This is a genomic window from Bradyrhizobium sp. P5_C12, from assembly GCF_054049735.1.
This window is the reverse complement of sequence record NZ_JBFULU010000048.1, coordinates 1-19,842: the sequence shown is the minus strand read 5'-3', so window position 1 is coordinate 19,842 and position 19,842 is coordinate 1. Positions and strand designations below refer to the sequence as shown.

Below are 19,842 nucleotides of genomic sequence, written 5' to 3'. Positions count from 1 at the left end.
TGCCGCTAGGGGCCAACGACGATGAGACCAAGGTTGTTGTCATTGGGTACGAGGTCAATGAGTTCCGTGGGCAACTGGCTGCACGGGAAGGACGTCGTTGGATCAGTGTTGGCGGCATCGTCCCCGCAGGTTGCGATAGCCAGCACCAGATAGCGGGTGTTGGACGGCGGTGGGTTGTTGAACGTGAAATCAAATTCAACAGGCGGCGCACCTGGGTCAATGGTTTGGCCGGGGCCTGGTGACCGGGTGCACGGTTCCCACTGCATATCCTTCCATTTCGGCGGAGGACTGCCACTGGGCCATGCGTGCCACCAAACGGTGACTTCAACATTCGTTGCCTGTTGACCGCCGCGGTTTCCGACCTTCACGGAAATATTGCTGCCCGACACGACGATCGCGCTTTGGTCGGCTTGCCACAAGGGCGGAGCATCTGAACCGGACTGGTGGGGATCCCAATCGAGCGAGACCGGATTGTAGCTGCCGGGCCCATACGCGATATCGCCGTAGGGCGAGGCTTCCGAAAGTGGCCGCCGGTCCAGAATGTAGACGTCGACCGGCGGTGGAAGGCCTGGCGCGTTGCTGATCGTTCCGGCAACGGCATACAGGCCCTGGACTTCGAACGCCCAGCGAATGACCTTGTGCACACAGCCACCGATCCTGTGGAACGAGAAAGATTTGGTGCTGTACGGTGGCGGAGGAAAGGTCACGTCCCACAGGACGTCCCAGGAACTGGTGCCGATGTCGGCGTCGATCAGCGCGGAGACGAGCTGATCCGGTTCGTTGGCCAACACGGTGGTCGATGTCGGCAGAATCTGAATCCCCCTCATGATGAGGTAGACGGAATAGTGCGAAGCCGACTCGCGGGCGAGTTGGTCAGGCTGGTTTTGCATTCCCACCGCCTTCGTGTCGCCGCCGATAGCGCGGTACAGCCGGAACAGCGATGATGAAAGAATCTGCTCGGTCCAGTAACCCTTGCGTCGGGGCGGCGTTGAATCGGGCACCTGGGACATCGCATAGTGCAACGAGCCGCCCCAGCTCCATCCATGCGACACGCATCGGTCGTGGCGACGCGGCGCAAACACCCACGGGAATGTCGCGCCGCGCCAATTGGCATCTCCGGCCAGTTGCGATTGCGGGTCCGAGACGATCGCCGCGAGCGCGTCGCCGGCGCTGTGGGCGAAGCGAAATTCCAGCTCACCGACCGAGCACATCAGAAGCACGTGCCCGATCTCATGCCAGATCCAGCGCGCGTCGGCCGCGATGCCAAGTGGCTCAGCTGGCGAGCGTGTTTTTCCGTCCCATGGCTTGCGCGCCCGGGTCGAAAGGTCGGCCAGCGCCAAATGCAGTTGCAGGATCGGACGATCGCTGAGCTTGGTCGGTCCGACGTAGTCGACCAGCCAGCCCTCCGGAAGAACACGCGCATTGACGGTCTGGCCGTCCTTGCCGGGGCCTGGCCGCACCCCGGAGCGATAAAAGACCTTGAGCGGCAGGCTGGCGATCCGAAAGTACGAAACCGCACTCATTCCATACGCATCGAGCCGCTCGAAGAATTGCCGGACATTGTTGTACGCGCTGATTGCCGCGAAGTCGTTCGATCGAACGAGAGGCGCGGACGTGTCGGGTAGATCGACCGTCTTCGGATCTCCTGGGTAAGGGGGAGGGGGAGGACCGTCGGCAAGGACAAATCCGGGGCAAACCACCACCCTTACATCTTCGATGAATCCGGCTGGCTCTGGATAGGGCGGTTCCGGGTAAATCAACGGATCCGCCTGATGCGCGGTGATTTCCTCATCGTCGCGATAGTGCTCGAGTTCTTTTTCGGTGCGTGTCGGGCGCCGCTTGCGAAGATCGGTCGGCGCCTCCTGCGACGCAGGATCAAGCGGAAACACCCACGCGTGCCCAGGCGTCATCGCATCGGCGACGAGCTCAACCTTGCTGACAAGAGCCCCAGCCTCTGTCGGCGTCCCCGAGAACACGAACGAATACGGCGTAGCCCTGGTTCGGCCGCCCTCCGTCTCAGGCTTGCTCGTGGCTTGCCACTGGACACGCGGTGTTCCGTCCCGTGTTCCGTCGGATGCGGCGGCGATCCGGGCGCCTCGAATGGACACGGATTGATTTTTCAAGCCAAGCTGCTTGGACATCTGGGTCTTGACATGAAAAAGCCTGTCCGGATTGAAGATCGGCGCGAACTCGTCCTTGTCTACCAAATTGAATACTCGGGGGGTGCTGTAAGGGCCGAACGGAAGTGACGCGGTCATCCCGGTAATGCGTGTTTCGTATTTTCCGTTCTTCGGCCGCACATGCACAACCACGCGGATGCCGAACCCGGAGCCCAGGAAATGGCCGGGCGGTTTGAGCTTGTCGGGAATCCACTCGGAAGCCACCAGAATCACGGTCTGATCGACAAGCTCGCCTGCCCGCGACTTACGCTCAACTCGGAACGAGACGAACGGGTCGCCGGCATTGTCGTCGTCCGGCTTCGCGGGGGGCCAGCCAAGGGGCAACCACCGGAAGAAGCCTGAACGAGGCTTGATCGATGCGTTCGAGATGGTCGTGTGCACTGACGGGAGATGGATTCGCGGATCGATCTTGGAATTCCTCGTCACCGCTTTGAGGTATTCATTGCCCAGACGCTGCATGTGACGATCATCAATTGCGTCGACGGTTTTCAGAAACGGAGCCGTTGGATGACGCAGCAAAATAGAAGTCGGTGCGTTGGCCGCGTCGCCCCAGCGCTCGCTCCAGAGCGCATATTTGCTGGGACGCCACTCCGCTGAATCGCGCGGTCCGCGAGCAACTTCATCTGCCATCTGCCACCCCTCCTGCTTGAGGCGCCCGTCACACTGTGACGGAGCTCAATGGTGTGCGCGCTTGCGCCTGGCGTCGTTGTCGATGAATTCTACTCCATGCCGGCATCTCGCGATAGCCGTTCCAGCTGGTATGGCCTCATCATGGAGGCGGCGTGTTTGCAACCTGCAAGCAGAACGGCCGGCCGAATGGGGCGCGATTGCGCGCCCGACCGCCGGCAAGCCTGCACCAAACAAGCTCGATTTATGAGTACGCGCCTGGTGATCAACCTTCAGCGCACAGGTGGCGGACTGGTTCGTCGTCGGCCGCGGCCGGCATTGCGATCTTCCGCCGCAGGCAGCCTCAAGAGAAGTCCTGCGTCAGCGTCGTGGCGAACCGCTCCAGCGCCCAGTCGACCTGGTCGCTGGTGATCACCAGCGGCGGGGCGATGCGGATCGTATGCTCATGGGTATCCTTGGCGAGGATGCCCTTGCCCTGGAGCGCCTCGCAGTAGCGGCGTGCGCGGCCGGCCTCGGGATGCAGCTCGACCGCCAGCATCAGGCCGCGCCCGCGCACCTCGCGGATCGTGTTGGCACGGATGTCTTTCAAGCCTTGCAGAAAGCGCGCGCCCTGGCTGGCGGCGTTCTCGATCATGCCTTCCTCGACCAGCACGCGCATCGCCGCGCGCGCCACCGCGCAGGCAAGCGGGTTGCCGCCGAAGGTCGAACCGTGCTGCCCGGGTCTCAATGTCCCGAGCACTTCGTTGTTCGAGAGCACGGCCGACACCGGATAGAAGCCGCCGGACAGGGCCTTGCCGAGCAGCGTCACGTCCGCCTCGATGCCCTCGTGCTGTTCGGCGAGCAGCTTGCCGGTGCGGCCGAGCCCGGTCTGGATCTCGTCGAGCACCAGCATCACGTTGTTGGCGGTGCAGAGCTCCCGCACCCTGGTGAAATAGCCGTCGGGTGGAATGATGACGCCGGCTTCGCCCTGGATCGGCTCGACCAGGAAGGCGACCGTGTTCGGCGTGATCGCTGCTTCCAGCGCCGCGGCATCGCCGAACGGGATGATCCTGAAGCCCGGCGCGAACGGCCCGAAGTGTCCTCGTGTCTCAGGGTCCGTTGAAAAGCCGACGATGCCCAGCGTGCGTCCGTGGAAATTGTCGGCGCAGACGATGATCTCGGCGTGGCCGTCCGGCACGCCCTTCACCTCATAGCCCCATTTGCGCACCGACTTGATCGCGCTTTCGACCGCCTCGGCGCCGCTGTTCATCGGCAGCACCCTGTGGGAGCCGGTCAGCGCCGCGATCTCTTCGTAGAACGGGGCGAGCTGGTCGTTGTGGAAGGCGCGCGAGGTGAGCGTCAGCCGGTGCGCCTGTTCCACCATCGCCGCCAGGATCCTGGGGTGGCAGTGGCCCTGGTTGACCGCCGAATAGGCGGAGAGGCAATCGAGATAACGGTTGCCGTCGGTATCCCAGACCCAGACGCCTTCGCCGCGCGACAGGACGACCCCGATCGGCTCGTAATTATGGGCGCCAAAGCGTGCTTCGGTTGCGAGGAAATCAATGACGGACGAACTCATCTTTCGTCACTCCATTGCTGCGTGCCGCGCTCGAATTGATCGGGGCCTCAGCGAGGTGCGCGATGCCGCTGATTTGCCTCCCCTTGTCAAATGGTTACGCGAATCCACCAAGGCAATCTTGCGCCAACCGCCGCTACTTTGCATGGGGTTGTTTGCGACTTTTTTGTTTTCGGGCCTCAACCGATCGCGCAGGGCACGCTCAAAAAGCCGCGGAACCGCACCCGTCCGCCGCGCACCGGCTGACCGCTCACCGCATAGTTCGGGAAGCGCGCCAGGAAACGCGAGATCGCGATCGCGCCTTCGAGCCGCGACAGCGACATGCCGGCGCATTGATGCGCGCCGGTGGCGAAAGCGAGATGCCGGTTCGGCGTGCGCGCGATGTCGAAACGTTCCGGATCCGGAAACTGCGCGGGATCGCGGTTGGCTGCACCAATGCACAGCGTGATCGACGTGCCCGGATCGAGCATGACGCCGCCGAGCTCGACCCGCTCCGTGGTCATGCGGTTGCCGAGCTGGTTCGAGCTTTCGTAACGCAGCATCTCTTCGACGGCGGTCTTGATCAGGTCCGGATTGTCGATCAGCCGCCGTTTCTGGTCCGGATTCCGGTGCAGCGCCACGAGGCCGTTGCCGATCAGATTGGTGGTGGTCTCGTGGCCGGCATTGAGCAGGAAGATGCAGTTGTGCAGCAGCTCCTTCTCGGTCAGCCGCTCGCCATTCTCCTCGCCCTGGATCAGCCGCGTCAGCACGTCGCGCTCGGGATTGCCGGGCTTCTCGCGCCGGCGCGCAACCAGCGTTTGAAGGTAGGCGAGAAAATCCGTCACCGCCTTGTTGCCGCGCGCAGCTACTTCCGGCGACACCACGGGCTCGAGCGCACCGAGGATCGCCAGCGACCAGTCGCGCAGCGGCGCGCGCTCGTCGTGGGGAACGTCGAGCAGGTTGCCGATGACTTCAATGGGGATCGAGGCGGCGAAATCCTCGATCAGCTCGCAATGACCCTTGGCGGCGATCGCATCGAGCAGGCCGTCCACCAGCGTGATGAGATCGCCCTCCATGCCCGCGATCGCGCGCGGCGACAGCGCGCCCATGATCAGGCGCCGCACCCGGGTATGCGCCGGCGGATCGTTGAAGACGAGGCTGGTGGTGTGGTGCTCGTAGAGCGGGGTGTCGCCGTATTTCGGCGCGAACTCGCGCTTCTTGTCCGAGCTGAACGATTTCGTATTCTTGTAGGTGGCGACGAGGTCGTCGTAGCGGGTCAGGAACACGGTGCCGTTGGGCAGGCGCTTGACCGGCTCGTTCTCCCGCAGTGCACGATAAGTCGGGTACGGATTGTCGTAGAATTCCGCCGTCAGCTTCTCGAGATCGAACCTGGCCGCCAGTTCTTTCGCATCTGCGTTCATGCCGCCATACTCGCTGGTTGAGACCGATATGCCGTTTTCGCTCTTTCGAGCGGTGCGGGTCACCGTCTACAGTCGCGCCGTCATTTGCTAGCCGACCGGACAGGAAAATGCACGCCCGCGCTGACGCAGCCGAGACGGCCCCGAATTGGCCCGACGATATTTTCGCGACATTGCAACGCTTCGACGTCCGGCAGGTGCCCTACGTGCCGGACGCCGGCCATTCGAAGCTGATCCAGCGCGTGCTCGCCTCCTCCACGATGCGCGGCATTCCGCTGACGACGGAGGAGGAGGGCGTGGCGCTGTTGGCCGGGGCCTGGACCGGCGGGCAGCGCGGCGTGCTGCTGATGCAGTCGAGCGGGGTCGGCAACTGCATCAACATGTTCTCGCTGATCCCGATCCTGCGCTTTCCGTTCCTCACGCTGGTGACCATGCGCGGCGAGTGGGGCGAGTTCAATCCGTGGCAGGTGCCGATGGGATCGACCACGCAAGGCGTGTTCGAGCTCTCCGGCATCAAGGTGCTGCGCGCCTCCAATGCGGCCGAGGTGCCGGCTGTGTTAGAGGCGGCCGCAGCTCAGGCCTATAACGCGCTCACGCCGACCGCCGTCCTGTTGTCGCAGCGCCTGATCGGCGCCAAGGTTTTCACCAAATGAGCAAGGCCAATCTCCTCGACCGCCGTCAGGTGGTGTCCACGCTGCTTGCGGACCGCAAGGACGTGGTTGCGATCGGCGGCTTGGGTGCCTCCACCAACGACATCACCGCCGCCGGCGACCACGCGCGCAACTTCTATCTCTGGGGCGGCATGGGCGGCGCCGCGATGATCGGGCTGGGGCTCGCACTGGCGCAACCGAAACTGCCGGTGCTGGTAATCACCGGCGACGGCGAGATGCTGATGGGCATGGGCAGCCTCGCCACCATCGGCCTCCAGAAGCCGTCCAACCTCTCGGTCGTGGTGCTCGACAACGAGGCCTATGGCGAGACCGGCGGCCAGACCAGCCACACATCCGCGGCGGCCGACCTTGTCGGCGTCGCCAGGGCCTGCGGCATCCCGGACGCCTGCGCGATCTCGACCATGGCCGAGGTCGAGGCCTTCGCCAAAGCCGTCCAGGACGTCTCGGCGGGGCCGCGGTTTGCCAATGTGAAGATCGGCAGCGCCAACGTTGAGCGGACTCTGCCAAGCCGGGACGGGACCTATATCGTCAACCGGATCCGCGGCGATCTCGGCTTCCAGCCGATCTGACGCCAGCCGGGAAGCAGTTCTCCCGCACCTCCGCCCCCGCGGCGTGTGGCCAATTTCCAACGAATTTGCACCCATTTAGGTTGCGATGCAGCATTCTGCTTGACTTTTGCGTGGGTGAGTGCTTACTCACTAACATGAGCTCACTGCGAATGACGAGCGACCTGAGGCGTCAATTAATCCTCGGCGCCGCAAAGCGCTGCTTTGCCAGGCACGGCTATACCGGCACCACGACCAAGAGCGTGGCGGCCGCCGCTGCCATTTCCGAGGCGCTGCTGTTCAAGCATTTCCCGTCCAAGGCGGCGCTCTACGCCGAAATCCTCAGCGATGAATGCGAGGCCGATCCGGCGCTGATGGATCTCATGGAGCGGGACCCCTCGACTGCCACCCTGGTCGAATTGATTCGCGGTATGGTTGAGCATTTCCTGCAAATCGCGGACGGTCCCGATCAGGAAGAGGCGGAGCGCCTGCGACTGATGGCCACGAGCCATTTGGATGATGGCGAATTCGCGCGTTTGCTATATGCCAAGATCGAGAAGCTGATCGGGGCGGTCTTCGTCGCTTCGCTCGAGCGCGCTGTCGCCGCCGGCGATGCGCGCCCGTGCACCGGCGAGCCGCTCAATCTGTTCTGGTTTGCGCATCATTCGGTGATGACCGCTGCGTTGACCAGGCTGCCGGCCACGCCTTGCCTCGCTTACGACGGGGCGGACGACCTGGGGCGTCAGCTCTGTGAGTTTCTCCTGAGGGGTATCGGACTTAACGACGCCGCAATTGCTTCGCATTTGGGCCGCGATCAGGCCGCGGATGCGGGCAAGACGGCGATTGCAGAAAGCGCATGACATGAACATCGTAACCGAACACAAGATTTCGGGCGAACCGATCGACAACAAGGCTCCCAAGCGTCCGGTTCGGCCGGTGCTGTGGTTCATCATCGTCGGCACGCTGCTGGGCGTGCTCGTCGGTGGTCTCGTCTGGTTCAATTATTTCCGCGGCCAGATGATCAAGCAGTTCTTCGCCAGCAACAAGCCGCCGCCGGTCGCGGTCAGCGCCGCCGAGGCGAAGTCGGAAGTGGTGCCGAACCTGTTGACCGCGGTCGGCGGGCTTGCCGCCGTGCACCAGGTCGACGTCAGCGCCGACGTCAACGGCCGCGTCACCGAGATCAAGTTCGAGCCGGGCACGCATGTCGAGGCCGGCACACCGCTGGTGCAGTTCTTCGACATGCCGGAGCAGGGCGACCTCGCCAATTTCAAGGCGCAGGCGACCGTCGCGCAGCTGTCGCTCGACCGCGCCAAGCAGCTGGCCTCGCGCCAGTTCGGTCCGCAGGCGACCGTCGATAACGCGCAGGCTGCCTACGATCAGGCGCTGGCCGGCATCGCCAAAACCGAGGCCGTGATCTCGCAGAAACTGGTGCGCGCGCCGTTCTCCGGCGATCTCGGCGTGCGCAAGGTCGAGGTCGGCCAGTACCTGACGGCCGGCACGGCCATCGTCTCGCTGACCGATCTGTCGGAGCTGTGGGCCAACTTCACCGTGACGGAAAAGGATTCCGGCAACCTCAAGGTCGGCCAGCCGGTCCGGCTCAAGGTCGACGCCTATCCTGGCCGCACCTTCGACGCCAAGATCACCACGATCGAGCCGCAGATCTCGACCGACACCCGCAACATCCGCGTGCAGGCGACCGTCGCCAATCCGGAGAAGATCCTGAAGCCCGGCATGTTCGTGACCACCACGGTGGTGCTGCCGAACAAGCCGGCGGTGATCACCGTGCCGGAGACCGCGGTCGACTACACGCTGTATGGCGACTCCGTGTTCGTGATCACCGAGAAGAAGGAAGAGGACGGCAAGACCAGCCTGAGCGCCGTGCGCACGTTCGTGCAGACCGGCAACCGGGTCGAGGGTCGCGTCGAAATCATCAAGGGCGTGAAGCCGGGCGACAAGGTTGTCGCAGTCGGCCAGCTCAAGCTGCAATCGGGCGCGGCGGTGTCGATTTCGACCGACCCGGCCCCGCAGATCCCGGCGCAGCCGCCGCGCTATTGATACCGCAAACGTCGCAGCATGATCCGGCACGGCCGGATCATGTTCGTGCAAGTCAACGAAATCGAGATCGCCGCGATGCGCTTTACTGATATTTTCATCAAACGCCCGGTCCTGTCGGTCGTTGTCAGCCTGCTGATCCTGCTGATCGGCCTGCGCGCGGCGATGGTGCTGCCGATCCGGCAATACCCGAAGCTGTCGAACACGGTCATCAACATCACGACCGTCTATCCCGGCGCATCCGCGGACCTGATCCAGGGCTTCATCACCACGCCGATCGAGCAGGCGGTCGCGTCCGCCGAAGGCGTCGATTACATGACCTCGTCGTCGGTGCTCGGCACCTCGACGATCCAGGTCTACATCAAGCTGAACTTCGATCCGAACCAGGCGCTCACCGAGGTGCTGGCCAAGACGAACTCGGTCAAATACCTGATCCCGAAGGAATCCAACGACCCGATCGTCACCAAGACGACGGGCCAGACCACTGCGGTGATGTATCTCGGCTTCTCCTCCGAGGAGCTGTCGGGCTCGGCGATCTCGGACTATCTGACGCGCGTGGTGCAGCCGGTGCTGTCGACCGTCGACGGCGTGGCCTCTGCCGACATCCTTGGCGCCCAGAACTTCGCGATGCGGCTGTGGCTCGATCCGGTGAAGATGGCCGGCCGCAACGTGTCGCCCGGGGATGTTGCCGCCGCGATCGCCRCCAACAACTTCCAGTCCGCGGCAGGCCAGACCAAGGGCTATCTGATCGTCTCGAACGTCTCGACGAATACGGGCCTGACAGACGTCAATCAGTTCAGAAAGATGATCGTCAAGGCCAAGGACGGCGGCTTCGTGCGGATGGAGGACATAGCCACCGTCGAGCTTGCAGCCCAAAGCACGGACGCGAGCGTCGCCTTCAACGGCGAGCACGCGATCTTCATCGGCGTGCAGGCGACCCCGCAGGGCAACCCGCTGACGCTGGTCAAGGGCGTGCGCGCGCTGTTCCCCGAGCTCGAACGCAATTTGCCGCCGTCGATGAAGATGAAGGTGGCCTACGATTCCACCAAGTTCATCCAGTCCTCGATCGACGAGGTCGAGAAGACGCTGGGCGAAGCCGTGATCATCGTGATCGTGGTGATCTTCCTGTTCCTGGCGTCATTCCGCTCCGTCATCATTCCTGTCGTCACCATCCCGCTATCGATGATCGGCGTCTGCACGCTGATGCTGGCGCTGGGCTTCAGCTTCAACCTGCTGACGCTGCTGGCGATGGTGTTGGCGATCGGCCTCGTGGTCGACGACGCCATCGTCGTGGTGGAGAACATCCACCGCCATCTGGAGGAAGGGAAGACACCGGTACAGGCGTCGCTGGAAGGCGCGCGCGAAATCGTCGGTCCCGTCATCTCGATGACGATCACGCTCGCGGCCGTGTACGCGCCGATCGGCTTCCTCGGCGGCCTCACCGGCTCGCTGTTCCGCGAATTCGCCTTCACGCTCGCGGGCTCGGTGATCGTGTCGGGCGTGATCGCGCTGACGCTGTCGCCGATGATGTGCTCAGTGCTGCTGAAGAACACCGAAGAGGGCCGCTTCGCCAAGTTGGTGAACAGGGTGTTCGGCGCGCTGACGCGCTGGTATGGCCGCAGGCTCGACCGCTCGCTCGACTACAAGGCCATCACCGGTCTGTTCGCGGTGACGATCCTCGGGCTGGTCGGCTTCCTCTACATGCACACCTCGAAGGAGCTGGCGCCGGAGGAGGACCAGGGCATCGTCTTTGCGGTGACCAAGGCGCCGAAATACGCCAACATCGACTATGTCGATTTCTACGGCGAAAAGCTCGACGAGAAATTCCAGAAATTCGCCGAGACCGATCTGCGCTTCGTGCTGAACGGCATCAACGGCCCGCAGGGCGGTATTGCCGGCATGCTGCTCAAGCCCTGGGAGGAGCGCAAGCGTTCGTCGATCCAGCTGAAGCCGCTGGTGCAGGCCGAGCTCTCCAAGATCGAGGGCGTGCAGGCCTTCGCGTTCAACCTGCCGCCGCTGCCGGGCGGGCCGGGCGGCCTGCCGGTGCAGATGGTGATCAATTCCACCGCCGGATTCCAGACGGTCTATGAGCAGATGGAGAAGCTGAAGGACGCCGCGCGCAAGAGCGGCATGTTCATCGTCTCCGACAGCGATCTCGCCTACAACCAGCCGACTGTGACGGTGAAGATCGACCGGACCAAGGCCCAGGATCTCGGCATCAACATGCAGAACGTCGGCAGCGCGCTGGCCGTGCTGCTGGGTGGCAACTACGTCAATCGCTTCAACCTCGAGGGCCGTTCCTACCAGGTCATTCCGCAGGTGCCGCGTGGCCAGCGCCTCTCGCCGGACTCGCTCGGCGGCTACTACGTGACGACCAGCACCGGTCAGCAGCTTCCGCTGTCGACGGTGGTGTCGATCGACACCAGGACCGACCCGAATTCGCTGACGCACTATAACCAGCTCAATTCGGCAACCTTCTCGGCCGTGCCGATGCCCGGCGTGACCGTGGGTGCTGCGGTCGACTTCCTCGAAAGCGAGGCCAAGAAACTGCCGCAAGGCTTCAGCCACGACTATCTGGCCGACAGCAGGCAGTACGTGCAGGAAGGCAACCAGCTCGCGATCACCTTCGGTTTCGCGCTGATCATCATCTTCCTGGTGCTGGCGGCGCAGTTCGAGAGCTTGCGTGACCCGCTGGTGATCATGATCTCGGTGCCGATGGCGATCGTGGGTGCGCTGATCCCGCTGTTCTTCGGCGCGGCGACGATGAACATCTACACCCAGGTCGGTCTGCTGACGCTGGTTGGCCTCATCACCAAGCACGGCATCCTGATGGTGGAGTTCGCCAACGAGCTCCAGGTCAACGAGCGGCTCGACCGCCGGTCGGCCATCGAGATGTCCGCACGCATCCGCCTGCGGCCGATCCTGATGACGACGGCCGCGATGGTGACTGGCCTGATTCCGCTCCTGACCGCGACCGGCGCGGGCGCGGCCAGCCGCTTCTCGATCGGCCTCGTGGTCGTCGCCGGCATGTCGATCGGCACGCTGTTCACGCTGTTCGTGCTGCCCGCGGTCTACGTGGTGCTGGCGACCGACCATCGCGCGGCGGCCGATTCCGAGCGGAACAAGCAGGTCGCCGATCTCGACCTCGGCTCCAAGGCCCTGCGGCCGACCTGAGGCTGGAAGCAAGCGAATCAGAGGGCGGCAGCGGCCAATCCGCTGCCGCCCTTTTTCGTTGTGCCCTGGCCGCTGGCGATGATGCGGCTGTCGCCGCGGCCGTCGGGCGGGCCCTTTGCCATGCTCGCATGAGACAAGGTCTCGTCTTCTTGCTAGGTTCCGCCGGATGAGCCTTTCCCTCCATTCCGGCACCCCGCAAGCCAGGACGCTGCCCAGCGCGGCCGCGGATGGCGTCGTCCCCGGTGTGACGGGGCGAGGGATCAGGACCCGGCTGTTCACTAAATATGTCGCGCTGTTCGTGGCCGTCGTCGCGGTCGCGCTGCTGGCCAATGGCCTGTTCGAGGTCTTCTTCTATTATCGCGAGCACAAGGCGTCGCTGATCAGGGTCCAGCACGAGCAGGCCGAGGCGGCCGCCGCCAAGATCAGCCAGTTCGTCAAGGAGATCGAGAGCCAGCTCGGCTGGACCACGCAGCTGCCATGGTCGGCGGGCTCGATCGAGCAGCGCCGGTTCGATGCGCTGCGGCTGCTGCGCCAGGTGCCCGCGATCACCGAACTCGCGCAAGTGGACCCGACCGGCAAGGAGCGCCTGCGCGTCTCGCGGCTGGCGATGGACGCGATCGACAGCGGCGCCGACCTCTCGGGCGATCCAAAATTCACCGAGGCCGTCGCGCACAAGGTCTATTACGGGCCGGTCTATTTTCGCCGGGAATCCGAGCCCTACATGACGCTGGCGTTGGCCGGGGCGCGCAAGGATGCGGGGGTCAGCATCGCGGAGGTGAACCTCAAGCTGATCTGGGACGTCGTGTCGCAGATCAAGGTCGGCGAGCACGGACACGCCTATGTGGTCGGTCCCGAAGGGCGTCTGATCGCGCATCCCGATATCAGCCTCGTGCTGCGCAACACCGACATGTCGGGGCTTGCGCAGGTGCGTGCCGCGCAGGCCGCCGGTGGCGCGATGCCCGATACGCTTCCTGAGGCGCTCAACATCCAGGGGCAGAAGGTGCTGACCGCATCGGCCCCGATCGCGCCGCTGCACTGGACCATGTTCGTCGAGCTGCCGGTCGAGGAAGCCTATGCCGCGCTCTATGGCTCGTTGCAGCGGCTTGCGATCGTGTTGCTTGCGGCGTCGATTTTCGCGGTGCTCGCCGGGATATTCCTGGCGCGCCGCATGGTCGGCCCGATCCAGGCGTTGCGCAGCGGCGCCGAGCGGATCGGCGGCGGCGATTTCTCCCAGCGCATCTCGATCAGGACCGGCGACGAGCTCGAGGGGCTTGCCGACCAGTTCAACGATATGGGCGCGCGGCTGCAGGAATCCTATGCGGATTTGGAAAAGAGGGTCGAGCAGCGCACCGCGGAACTCAGGCAATCCCTGAACGATCTGCGCGCCGCGCAGGATCGCCTGATCCAGACCGAGAAGCTCGCCTCGCTCGGCCAGCTCACGGCCGGCATCGCCCACGAGATCAAGAACCCGCTCAACTTCGTCAACAATTTCTCCGCGGTCTCGACCGAGCTGATCGACGAGCTCAACGAGACCCTGCAAGCGGCTGCGCTCGACGGCAAGACGAAGGAGGAGGTCGACGAGCTGACCGGCATGCTCAAGAGTAATCTGGAAAAGGTGGTGCAGCACGGCAAGCGCGCCGATTCCATCGTCAGGAACATGCTGCTGCATTCTCGCGAGGGCTCCGGCGAGCATCGTGCCGTCGACATCAATGCGATCGTGGAGGAAAGCCTCAATCTGGCCTATCATGGCGCGCGCGCCGAAAGGCCTGGATTCAACGTCACGCTCCAGCGCGACTTCGATCCGGCCGCCGGCACTCTCGATGTTTATCCGCAGGAGATCACGCGGGTCTTGCTCAACCTGATCTCGAACGGCTTCTATGCCGCGATCAAGCGCAAGGAGGGGGCCGGCGACGGATTCGAGCCGACCCTGGGCGCGACGACGAAAAATCTCGGCAGCAGGGTCGAGATCCGGATCCGCGACAACGGCGTCGGAATCCTCCCGGAGGTGAAGGAGAGGATGTTCAATCCGTTCTTCACCACCAAGCCGGCCGGCGAAGGCACCGGGCTCGGCCTCTCCATGAGCCATGACATCGTCGTGAAGCAGCATGGCGGCACGATCGACGTGAACAGCGAACCCGGTGTATTTACCGAGTTCATCATTACGCTGCCTCGCGCGCTGGCAGCAGGGGACACGACCGGAGGCAAGAGTTGAACGTTTACATCCTGGTCGTCGATGACGAGCCCGACGTCGAGGCGCTGTTCCGGCAGCAGTTCCGGCGCGACCTGCGCGCCGGCCGCTTCCAGATGGAGTTTGCACCCTCCGCGCCCGATGCGCTCAGGCGCGCCGCCGAGGTCCGCGACCCCTCGCTGATCCTGATCCTGTCAGACATCAACATGCCCGGGATGAGCGGGCTCGACATGCTGCCGCATGTGCGCGCCGACCATCCGCACGTTCCCGTCATCATGATCACGGCCTATGGCGACGCCGAGACGCGCCGGAAGGCGATCGAGCGCGGCGCCGTCGCGCTCCTGACCAAGCCGATCGACTTTGCGCAATTGCGCCAGGAAATCGATACGAGACTCGAGCAGGCGGCATGATTCCGACCATCCTCTTCGTCGATGACGAGCCGGACCTCGAGGCCCTGATCCTGCAAAAGTTCCGCAGGCAGCTTCGCGAGGGGTTGGTCAACTTCATGTTCGCGCGCGACGGCCTCGATGCACTGGAGTCGATCGACCGGCATCCGCATGTCGACATGGTGGTCGCCGACATCAACATGCCGCGGATGGACGGGCTGTCGCTGCTGGCGAAGCTCCAGGAGGCCGAGGACAAGAAGTCGACCATCATCGTCTCGGCCTATGGCGACATGAGCAACATCCGCACCGCCATGAACCGCGGCGCGTTCGACTTTCTCACCAAGCCGATCGACTTCGCCGATCTGGAAACCACGATCCAGAAGACCATCCGCCATGTCGAGATGCTGCGCGAGGCGCGGCGCCGCCAGATCGAAGCCGAGCGCGCGCACGCGTCGCTGTCGCGCTATTTCTCGCCGGAGATCGCCAGGCGCCTGGCGGCGGATGTCGAGGGCGACGGCATGGAGGCGCAGTGGCGCGACGTCGCCACCATCTTCACCGACATCACCGGTTTCACCTCGCTGGTGGAGAGCGCGGCGCCCGAGACGCTCGGCGAGCTCCTCAACGAATATGTCGGCGGCATGACCGAGATCGTCTTCGCGCACGAGGGAACGGTCGCAAAGATCATCGGCGATGCGATCCAGGTGCTGTTCAACGCGCCGGGCGACCAGCCGGACTATGCGACGCGTGCGGTGGCCTGCGCGCACGATCTCGACGCCTGGGCCGAGGATTTCTGCGCGCGCTGGAGGGTGAGGGGTGTGAATTTCGGCACCACCCGCATCGGCGCCCATGCCGGGCCGGCGCTGGTCGGGAATTTCGGCGGCAACCGCTTCTTCGACTACACCGCCTATGGCGACAGCATCAACATCGCGGCGCGGCTGGAGGCCGCCAACAAGCATCTGGGGACGCGTATCTGCGTCAGCTCCAGCATTGCGGAAGCGGCTGAGAATTTTCGGGGCCGCCCTGTGGGCGAGCTGATGCTACGCGGACGCAGCGAACCTCTGCGCGCGTTCGAGCCGTTGCCGCAGGCCAAATTCGAAGCGCCGGCGACAGCGCGGTACTCCGAAGCGTTCGCCAAGATGGAGGCGGGCGATGCCGCCGCCATGCCCGCCTTTGCCGCGCTGGTCGGGATGCACGCCGATGATGCGCTGGCCGGCTTTCACCTGAGGCGGCTGCTCAACGGCGCCAAGGGCATTCGCATGCAACTGGAATAGGAGTTCGTCATGATTCGTGAGTTTTCCGCCGGCAATTATCGTTTCATTCCGTCCGTGTTCCAGTATTCGGCGGGTGCTGCGGCGGACGACGGCTACGAGATCGAGCGTGTCCGGTTCGACCGTCTCGTGCCGCTCGCCGAGGGTTTTGCGCTGGCGGCGAAGTTTATCCAGGAAGCGGGGCGTCCGATCACGGCGTTCTGTGCCTGCGAGCTGCGCTCGCCGGCGGCCTTCAGCGAGGAAGGCTTTCGCGCGTTCAACCTGCATTACGTCAAGACACTCTCCGAATGGGGTATCTTCGACGGCACCACCAATCCGGTGGCGCGCAGCAATGTCTGTCCCGAGATCGATCCGCCGTCCGAGCCGTCGTTCTATGCGTTCTCCTTCACGCGCCCGACAGGATCCAAGGCTCCGTCGTTCGTGATCGCCGGCGGCGCCGAAGCGCGCGAAGGCAGCGGTAGCTACGTCGAGCGTACCGTGCGTTACCGCGACCTCAGCCCGGACGGTTTGCGCGAGAAGGTGCGATTCACGACGACCTCGCAGATGGAGAACCGGATGACGGCGTTCGGTTTCGGCTGGAAGGACACCACGGGCGTGCAGGCCTATTCGGTGCACGACTTCCACCACGCGCTGGTCGACGAGCTGGTCCGCCGCGGCGCATTGCGCTCCGGCCTGACCTGGCACTTCGCCCGGCCGCCGGTGGTCGATCTCGAATACGAGATGGATTGCCGCCGCGTGATGCGCGAAGTGGTGATTTGAAGTCCTCGACAGCGGCGCTCTCTCCGTTCCCTCCCCCACAAGGGGGGAGGGAACGCACCTTCGTCGGGGCGCAAGTCGAGGCTCATCCCGTCAGGGCTTAGCGCTGGCGGGGGTCGAGCGCGTCGCGCAGGCCGTCGCCGAGCAGGTTCAGTGACAGCACCACCAGGAAGATCGCGAGTCCCGGCCAGATCGCCATCCACGGCGCCTGGGTCAGGAAGCGTTGTGCCGCGTTGAGCATGCTGCCCCATGACGGCGCCGGCGGCTGCTGGCCGAGGCCGAGGAACGACAATGCGGCTTCGGCGATGATGGCGGCCGCGATCGACAGCGTCGCCTGCACCAGAAGTGGCGGCAGGATGTTCGGCAGGATATGCGAGAACGCGATCCGCCACGGCGGATTGCCGAGCGCGCGTGCGGCCTCGACATAGTCCTCGGCCTTGACGCTCAACACCTGCCCGCGGGTCAGGCGGACGAAGATCGGGGTTGCCGAGATGCCGATCGCGATCATGGCGTTGCCGAGGCTCGGACCGAGGAACGCCGCAAGCGCGATCGCCAGGATCAGGAACGGGCAGGCCAGCATGGCGTCGGTGATCCGGCTGATCAGCGCATCGACAAATCCGCCGCGATAGCCGGCGAGCAGGCCGAGCGGCACGCCGATGCCGAGCGCGATCGCGACCGAGATGAGGCCTGCGAGCAGGGACGCGCGTGCGCCGTAAACGACGCGGCTGAGGATGTCGCGGCCGAGCTCGTCGGTGCCGAACCAGTGTGCCGCGGTGGGCGGCTTGCGTACCAGGCTCCAGCTCGTCGCGATGGGATCATAAGGCACGACGAGCGGTGCGAGCAGCGCAAGCCCGATGAACAGCATGATCACGATGAGGCCGAATACCGCTGCCTTGCGCTTGAACAAGCGTCGTCGGGCACGGCGCGCCGGGCTGTCCAGCTCGTCAGCCTGCATGACGGGAACGGCGGGCAGGGCGGCGTCGGTCATGGATCAGCCCCGCAGCCGTGGATTGACGAGGATATAGGCGACGTCGGCAACGAGGTTCAGCGTGATATAGACCGTGGCCGTCACCAGCACCACGCCCTGCACGACCGCATAGTCGCGGTTGAAGACCGCGTCCACGATCAGCTTGCCGAAGCCGGGAATGGAGAAGATCTGCTCGGTCAGCACCGCGCCGGACAACAGCGTGCCGAGCTCGAGCGCGCCGAGCGTGATGATCGGCGTGAGCGCGTTGCGCATCGCGTGCTTGAGGATGACGGAACGCTCCGAGAGGCCCTTGGCGCGCGCGGTGCGGACATAGTCGCTCTCCAGCACCTGGAGCATGGCGCTGCGGGTGTGCCGCATCAGGATCGCGGAGATCGCGTTGCCGAGCACGAAGGCCGGCATGATGGTGGCAGCCAGGCTCGCGCGCCAGTTCTCGGTGAGCGGCACATAGCCGGAAGCCGGCAGCCAGCCCAGCTCGATCGAGAACAGGAAGATCATGAGGATTCCGAGCCAGAAATTCGGCGTCGAGATTCCCCAGAGCGCGAACAAATTGGCGCCATAGTCCCACGCCGTGCCCTTCTTCACCGCGGAGACGATGCCGGCGGGAATGCCGATCAGGAACGCGATCAGGATCGCCATCGAGCCGAGCTGGAGCGTCACGGGCAGCTTTTGCGCGATCAGCTCGCGCACCGGCATCTTGTTGCGCAAGGACTCGCCGAAATTGCCGGTGAGAACTCCCTTGAGCCAATAGACGTATTGCACGGGGATCGGCTGATCGAGCTTGTACTGCTGCCGGATCTGCTCGATCGCGGCGGGATCGCGTTCCTCGCCGGCCATCACCAGCGCCGGATCGCCGGGCAGCAATTGCTGGAGCGAGAAGATCAGTACCGACACGAAGAACAGCGTCGGCACGATCTGAACGATGCGGCGTGCAAGGAAGTTCAGCATGGCCCCACGCGTTTCCCGGGTGATGCCGCGATCACTTGAACTTCAGCCCGACCACACGCACCAGTCCGTCGGGCATCTGCCTGTAGCCCTGGAGCTTGGTCGTATGCGCGATCAGGAGCTTGCGGTGGTAGATGTAGATGATCGGCAAATCGTCGAGCAGGATCTTGGTCAGCTTTTCGTAGATCGCCTTGCGCTCATCGACATTGGCCGTCAGCCGGCCGTCTTCCATCAGCTTGTCGGCGTCCGGATTCGAATAGACGCCATCGTTCTGCGGTGCCTTGCTGCGCATGAAGATGTAGGAGTTGCCGTCGGGATCGATGCGGCCGCTCCAGTTGATCTGGAAGATCTGGAACTCGCCGGCCTGGGCCTGCTTGAAGGTGGTTGCGAATTCGACGGCGCGGATCTTGATGTCGAAGCCCGCTTCCGCGGCCATCGACTGGATGACCTGGGCGACAGCTTCGTTCTCCGCGCCCTTGGGGATCATGTAATCCACCGTCACCGGCAAGGTGACGCCCGCTTCCTTCAACAGCGCCTTCGCCTTCGCGATATCGCGTCCCCGAACCGGGAACGCCTTCTGATAATAGGGATGCGTCGGACTGACCCACTGATTGCCGGGCGTGAACTCACCGTTGAACACGACCTGATTGAGGGCTTCGCGATCGATCGACAGATCGAGTGCCTGACGGACTTTCGCCGATTGGCTCAGCGGCCCCTTGGTCTTGTCGTTACCGATATTGACGGTCAGACCGAGATAGCCGAGCTCCGGCGCCGTCGACAGCACGAGCCGGGAATCGGCCCGCACGTCCTTGATGTCGGTGGCGAGCACGCGCTCGATCAAATCGAGCCCGCCGGACTTGAGGTTCGCAAGGCGCACCGTGGCGTCGACGATCGGCAGGAACACGACGCGGTCGATGTGGATGTTGTCCTTGTTCCAGTAGTCGGCGAATTTCTCGAACACCATGCGGTCCTGCTGCACGCGCTCGACGAATTTGTAGGGGCCGGCGCAAACCGGATGCAGGCCGAACTTGTCGCCAGCCTCCTTCGCAGCCTTCGGCGACACCATCATGCCGGAGCGGTCGGTGAGCTGGGCAATCAGCGGCGAGTGCGAGT

At 64.1% G+C, this 19,842-nt stretch carries 15 protein-coding genes; 9 read left to right on the top strand and 6 right to left on the bottom strand.

The window, feature by feature from the left end; all coding sequences use genetic code 11:
* Window positions 1-5: 5 nt before the first annotated feature.
* From ACXJMY_RS30895 to ACXJMY_RS30885, 3 genes are all read right to left on the bottom strand, one after another.
* A complete protein-coding gene (locus ACXJMY_RS30895) occupies window positions 6-2,810 on the bottom strand; it encodes a hypothetical protein (protein WP_456623126.1) in 2,805 nt (934 codons plus the stop codon).
* A 340-nt stretch (window positions 2,811-3,150) separates the two neighbouring features.
* Complete coding sequence (rocD, locus tag ACXJMY_RS30890; protein WP_456623125.1) at window positions 3,151-4,365, bottom strand: ornithine--oxo-acid transaminase; 1,215 nt, start codon at window positions 4,363-4,365, stop codon at window positions 3,151-3,153.
* Between the two features lie 176 nt (window positions 4,366-4,541).
* The gene (locus ACXJMY_RS30885) at window positions 4,542-5,762 is read right to left on the bottom strand and encodes a cytochrome P450 (protein WP_456623124.1); all 1,221 of its coding nucleotides are present in this window, start codon (window positions 5,760-5,762) and stop codon (window positions 4,542-4,544) included.
* A 107-nt stretch (window positions 5,763-5,869) separates the two neighbouring features.
* Here ACXJMY_RS30885 and ACXJMY_RS30880 point away from each other — a divergent pair, with 107 nt between their 5' ends.
* The 9 genes from ACXJMY_RS30880 (at window position 5,870) to cnbZ (ending at window position 16,802) form a co-directional block, all read left to right on the top strand.
* The gene (locus ACXJMY_RS30880) at window positions 5,870-6,412 is read left to right on the top strand and encodes a phosphonopyruvate decarboxylase (RefSeq protein ID WP_456623123.1); all 543 of its coding nucleotides are present in this window, start codon (window positions 5,870-5,872) and stop codon (window positions 6,410-6,412) included.
* Complete coding sequence (locus tag ACXJMY_RS30875) at window positions 6,409-6,999, top strand: thiamine pyrophosphate-dependent enzyme (RefSeq protein ID WP_456623122.1); 591 nt, start codon at window positions 6,409-6,411, stop codon at window positions 6,997-6,999. The genes ACXJMY_RS30880 and ACXJMY_RS30875 overlap by 4 nt, the downstream gene beginning before the upstream one ends.
* Before the next feature lie 134 nt (window positions 7,000-7,133).
* Window positions 7,134-7,835: a TetR/AcrR family transcriptional regulator gene (locus ACXJMY_RS30870; protein WP_456623121.1), complete on the top strand. Its 702-nt coding sequence runs from the start codon at window positions 7,134-7,136 to the stop codon at window positions 7,833-7,835.
* A gap of 1 nt (window position 7,836) precedes the next feature.
* Window positions 7,837-9,030, top strand: a complete 1,194-nt coding sequence (locus ACXJMY_RS30865) for an efflux RND transporter periplasmic adaptor subunit (RefSeq protein ID WP_456623120.1) — start codon at window positions 7,837-7,839, stop codon at window positions 9,028-9,030.
* Between the two features lie 75 nt (window positions 9,031-9,105).
* Entirely contained in the window at window positions 9,106-12,201 is a 3,096-nt protein-coding gene (locus ACXJMY_RS30860) for a MexW/MexI family multidrug efflux RND transporter permease subunit (RefSeq protein WP_456623153.1), read from the top strand.
* Window positions 12,202-12,367: 166 nt separating this feature from the next.
* Window positions 12,368-14,413 carry a sensor histidine kinase gene (locus tag ACXJMY_RS30855; protein ID WP_456623119.1) on the top strand — a complete coding sequence of 682 codons (2,046 nt, stop codon included), beginning with the start codon at window positions 12,368-12,370 and terminating at the stop codon, window positions 14,411-14,413.
* Window positions 14,410-14,799, top strand: a complete 390-nt coding sequence (locus ACXJMY_RS30850; protein ID WP_456623118.1) for a response regulator — start codon at window positions 14,410-14,412, stop codon at window positions 14,797-14,799. The genes ACXJMY_RS30855 and ACXJMY_RS30850 overlap by 4 nt, the downstream gene beginning before the upstream one ends.
* Window positions 14,796-16,046, top strand: coding sequence for an adenylate/guanylate cyclase domain-containing protein (locus ACXJMY_RS30845; protein ID WP_456623117.1), 1,251 nt, complete (start codon window positions 14,796-14,798; stop codon window positions 16,044-16,046). Before ACXJMY_RS30850 ends, ACXJMY_RS30845 begins: the two co-directional genes overlap by 4 nt.
* 9 nt (window positions 16,047-16,055) lie before the next feature.
* Window positions 16,056-16,802, top strand: a complete 747-nt coding sequence (gene cnbZ, locus ACXJMY_RS30840; protein ID WP_456623116.1) for a 2-amino-5-chloromuconate deaminase CnbZ — start codon at window positions 16,056-16,058, stop codon at window positions 16,800-16,802.
* A 97-nt stretch (window positions 16,803-16,899) separates the two neighbouring features.
* Here cnbZ and ACXJMY_RS30835 read toward each other — a convergent pair whose 3' ends face one another.
* The 3 genes from ACXJMY_RS30835 to ACXJMY_RS30825 all read right to left on the bottom strand — a co-directional run.
* Window positions 16,900-17,787: an ABC transporter permease gene (locus tag ACXJMY_RS30835; RefSeq protein WP_456623115.1), complete on the bottom strand. Its 888-nt coding sequence runs from the start codon at window positions 17,785-17,787 to the stop codon at window positions 16,900-16,902.
* A gap of 3 nt (window positions 17,788-17,790) precedes the next feature.
* Entirely contained in the window at window positions 17,791-18,732 is a 942-nt protein-coding gene (locus ACXJMY_RS30830; RefSeq protein ID WP_456623114.1) for an ABC transporter permease, read from the bottom strand.
* Between the two features lie 31 nt (window positions 18,733-18,763).
* Window positions 18,764-19,842: ABC transporter substrate-binding protein (locus ACXJMY_RS30825; RefSeq protein WP_456623113.1), on the bottom strand; the 1,079-nt coding region annotated here is incomplete at its 5' end.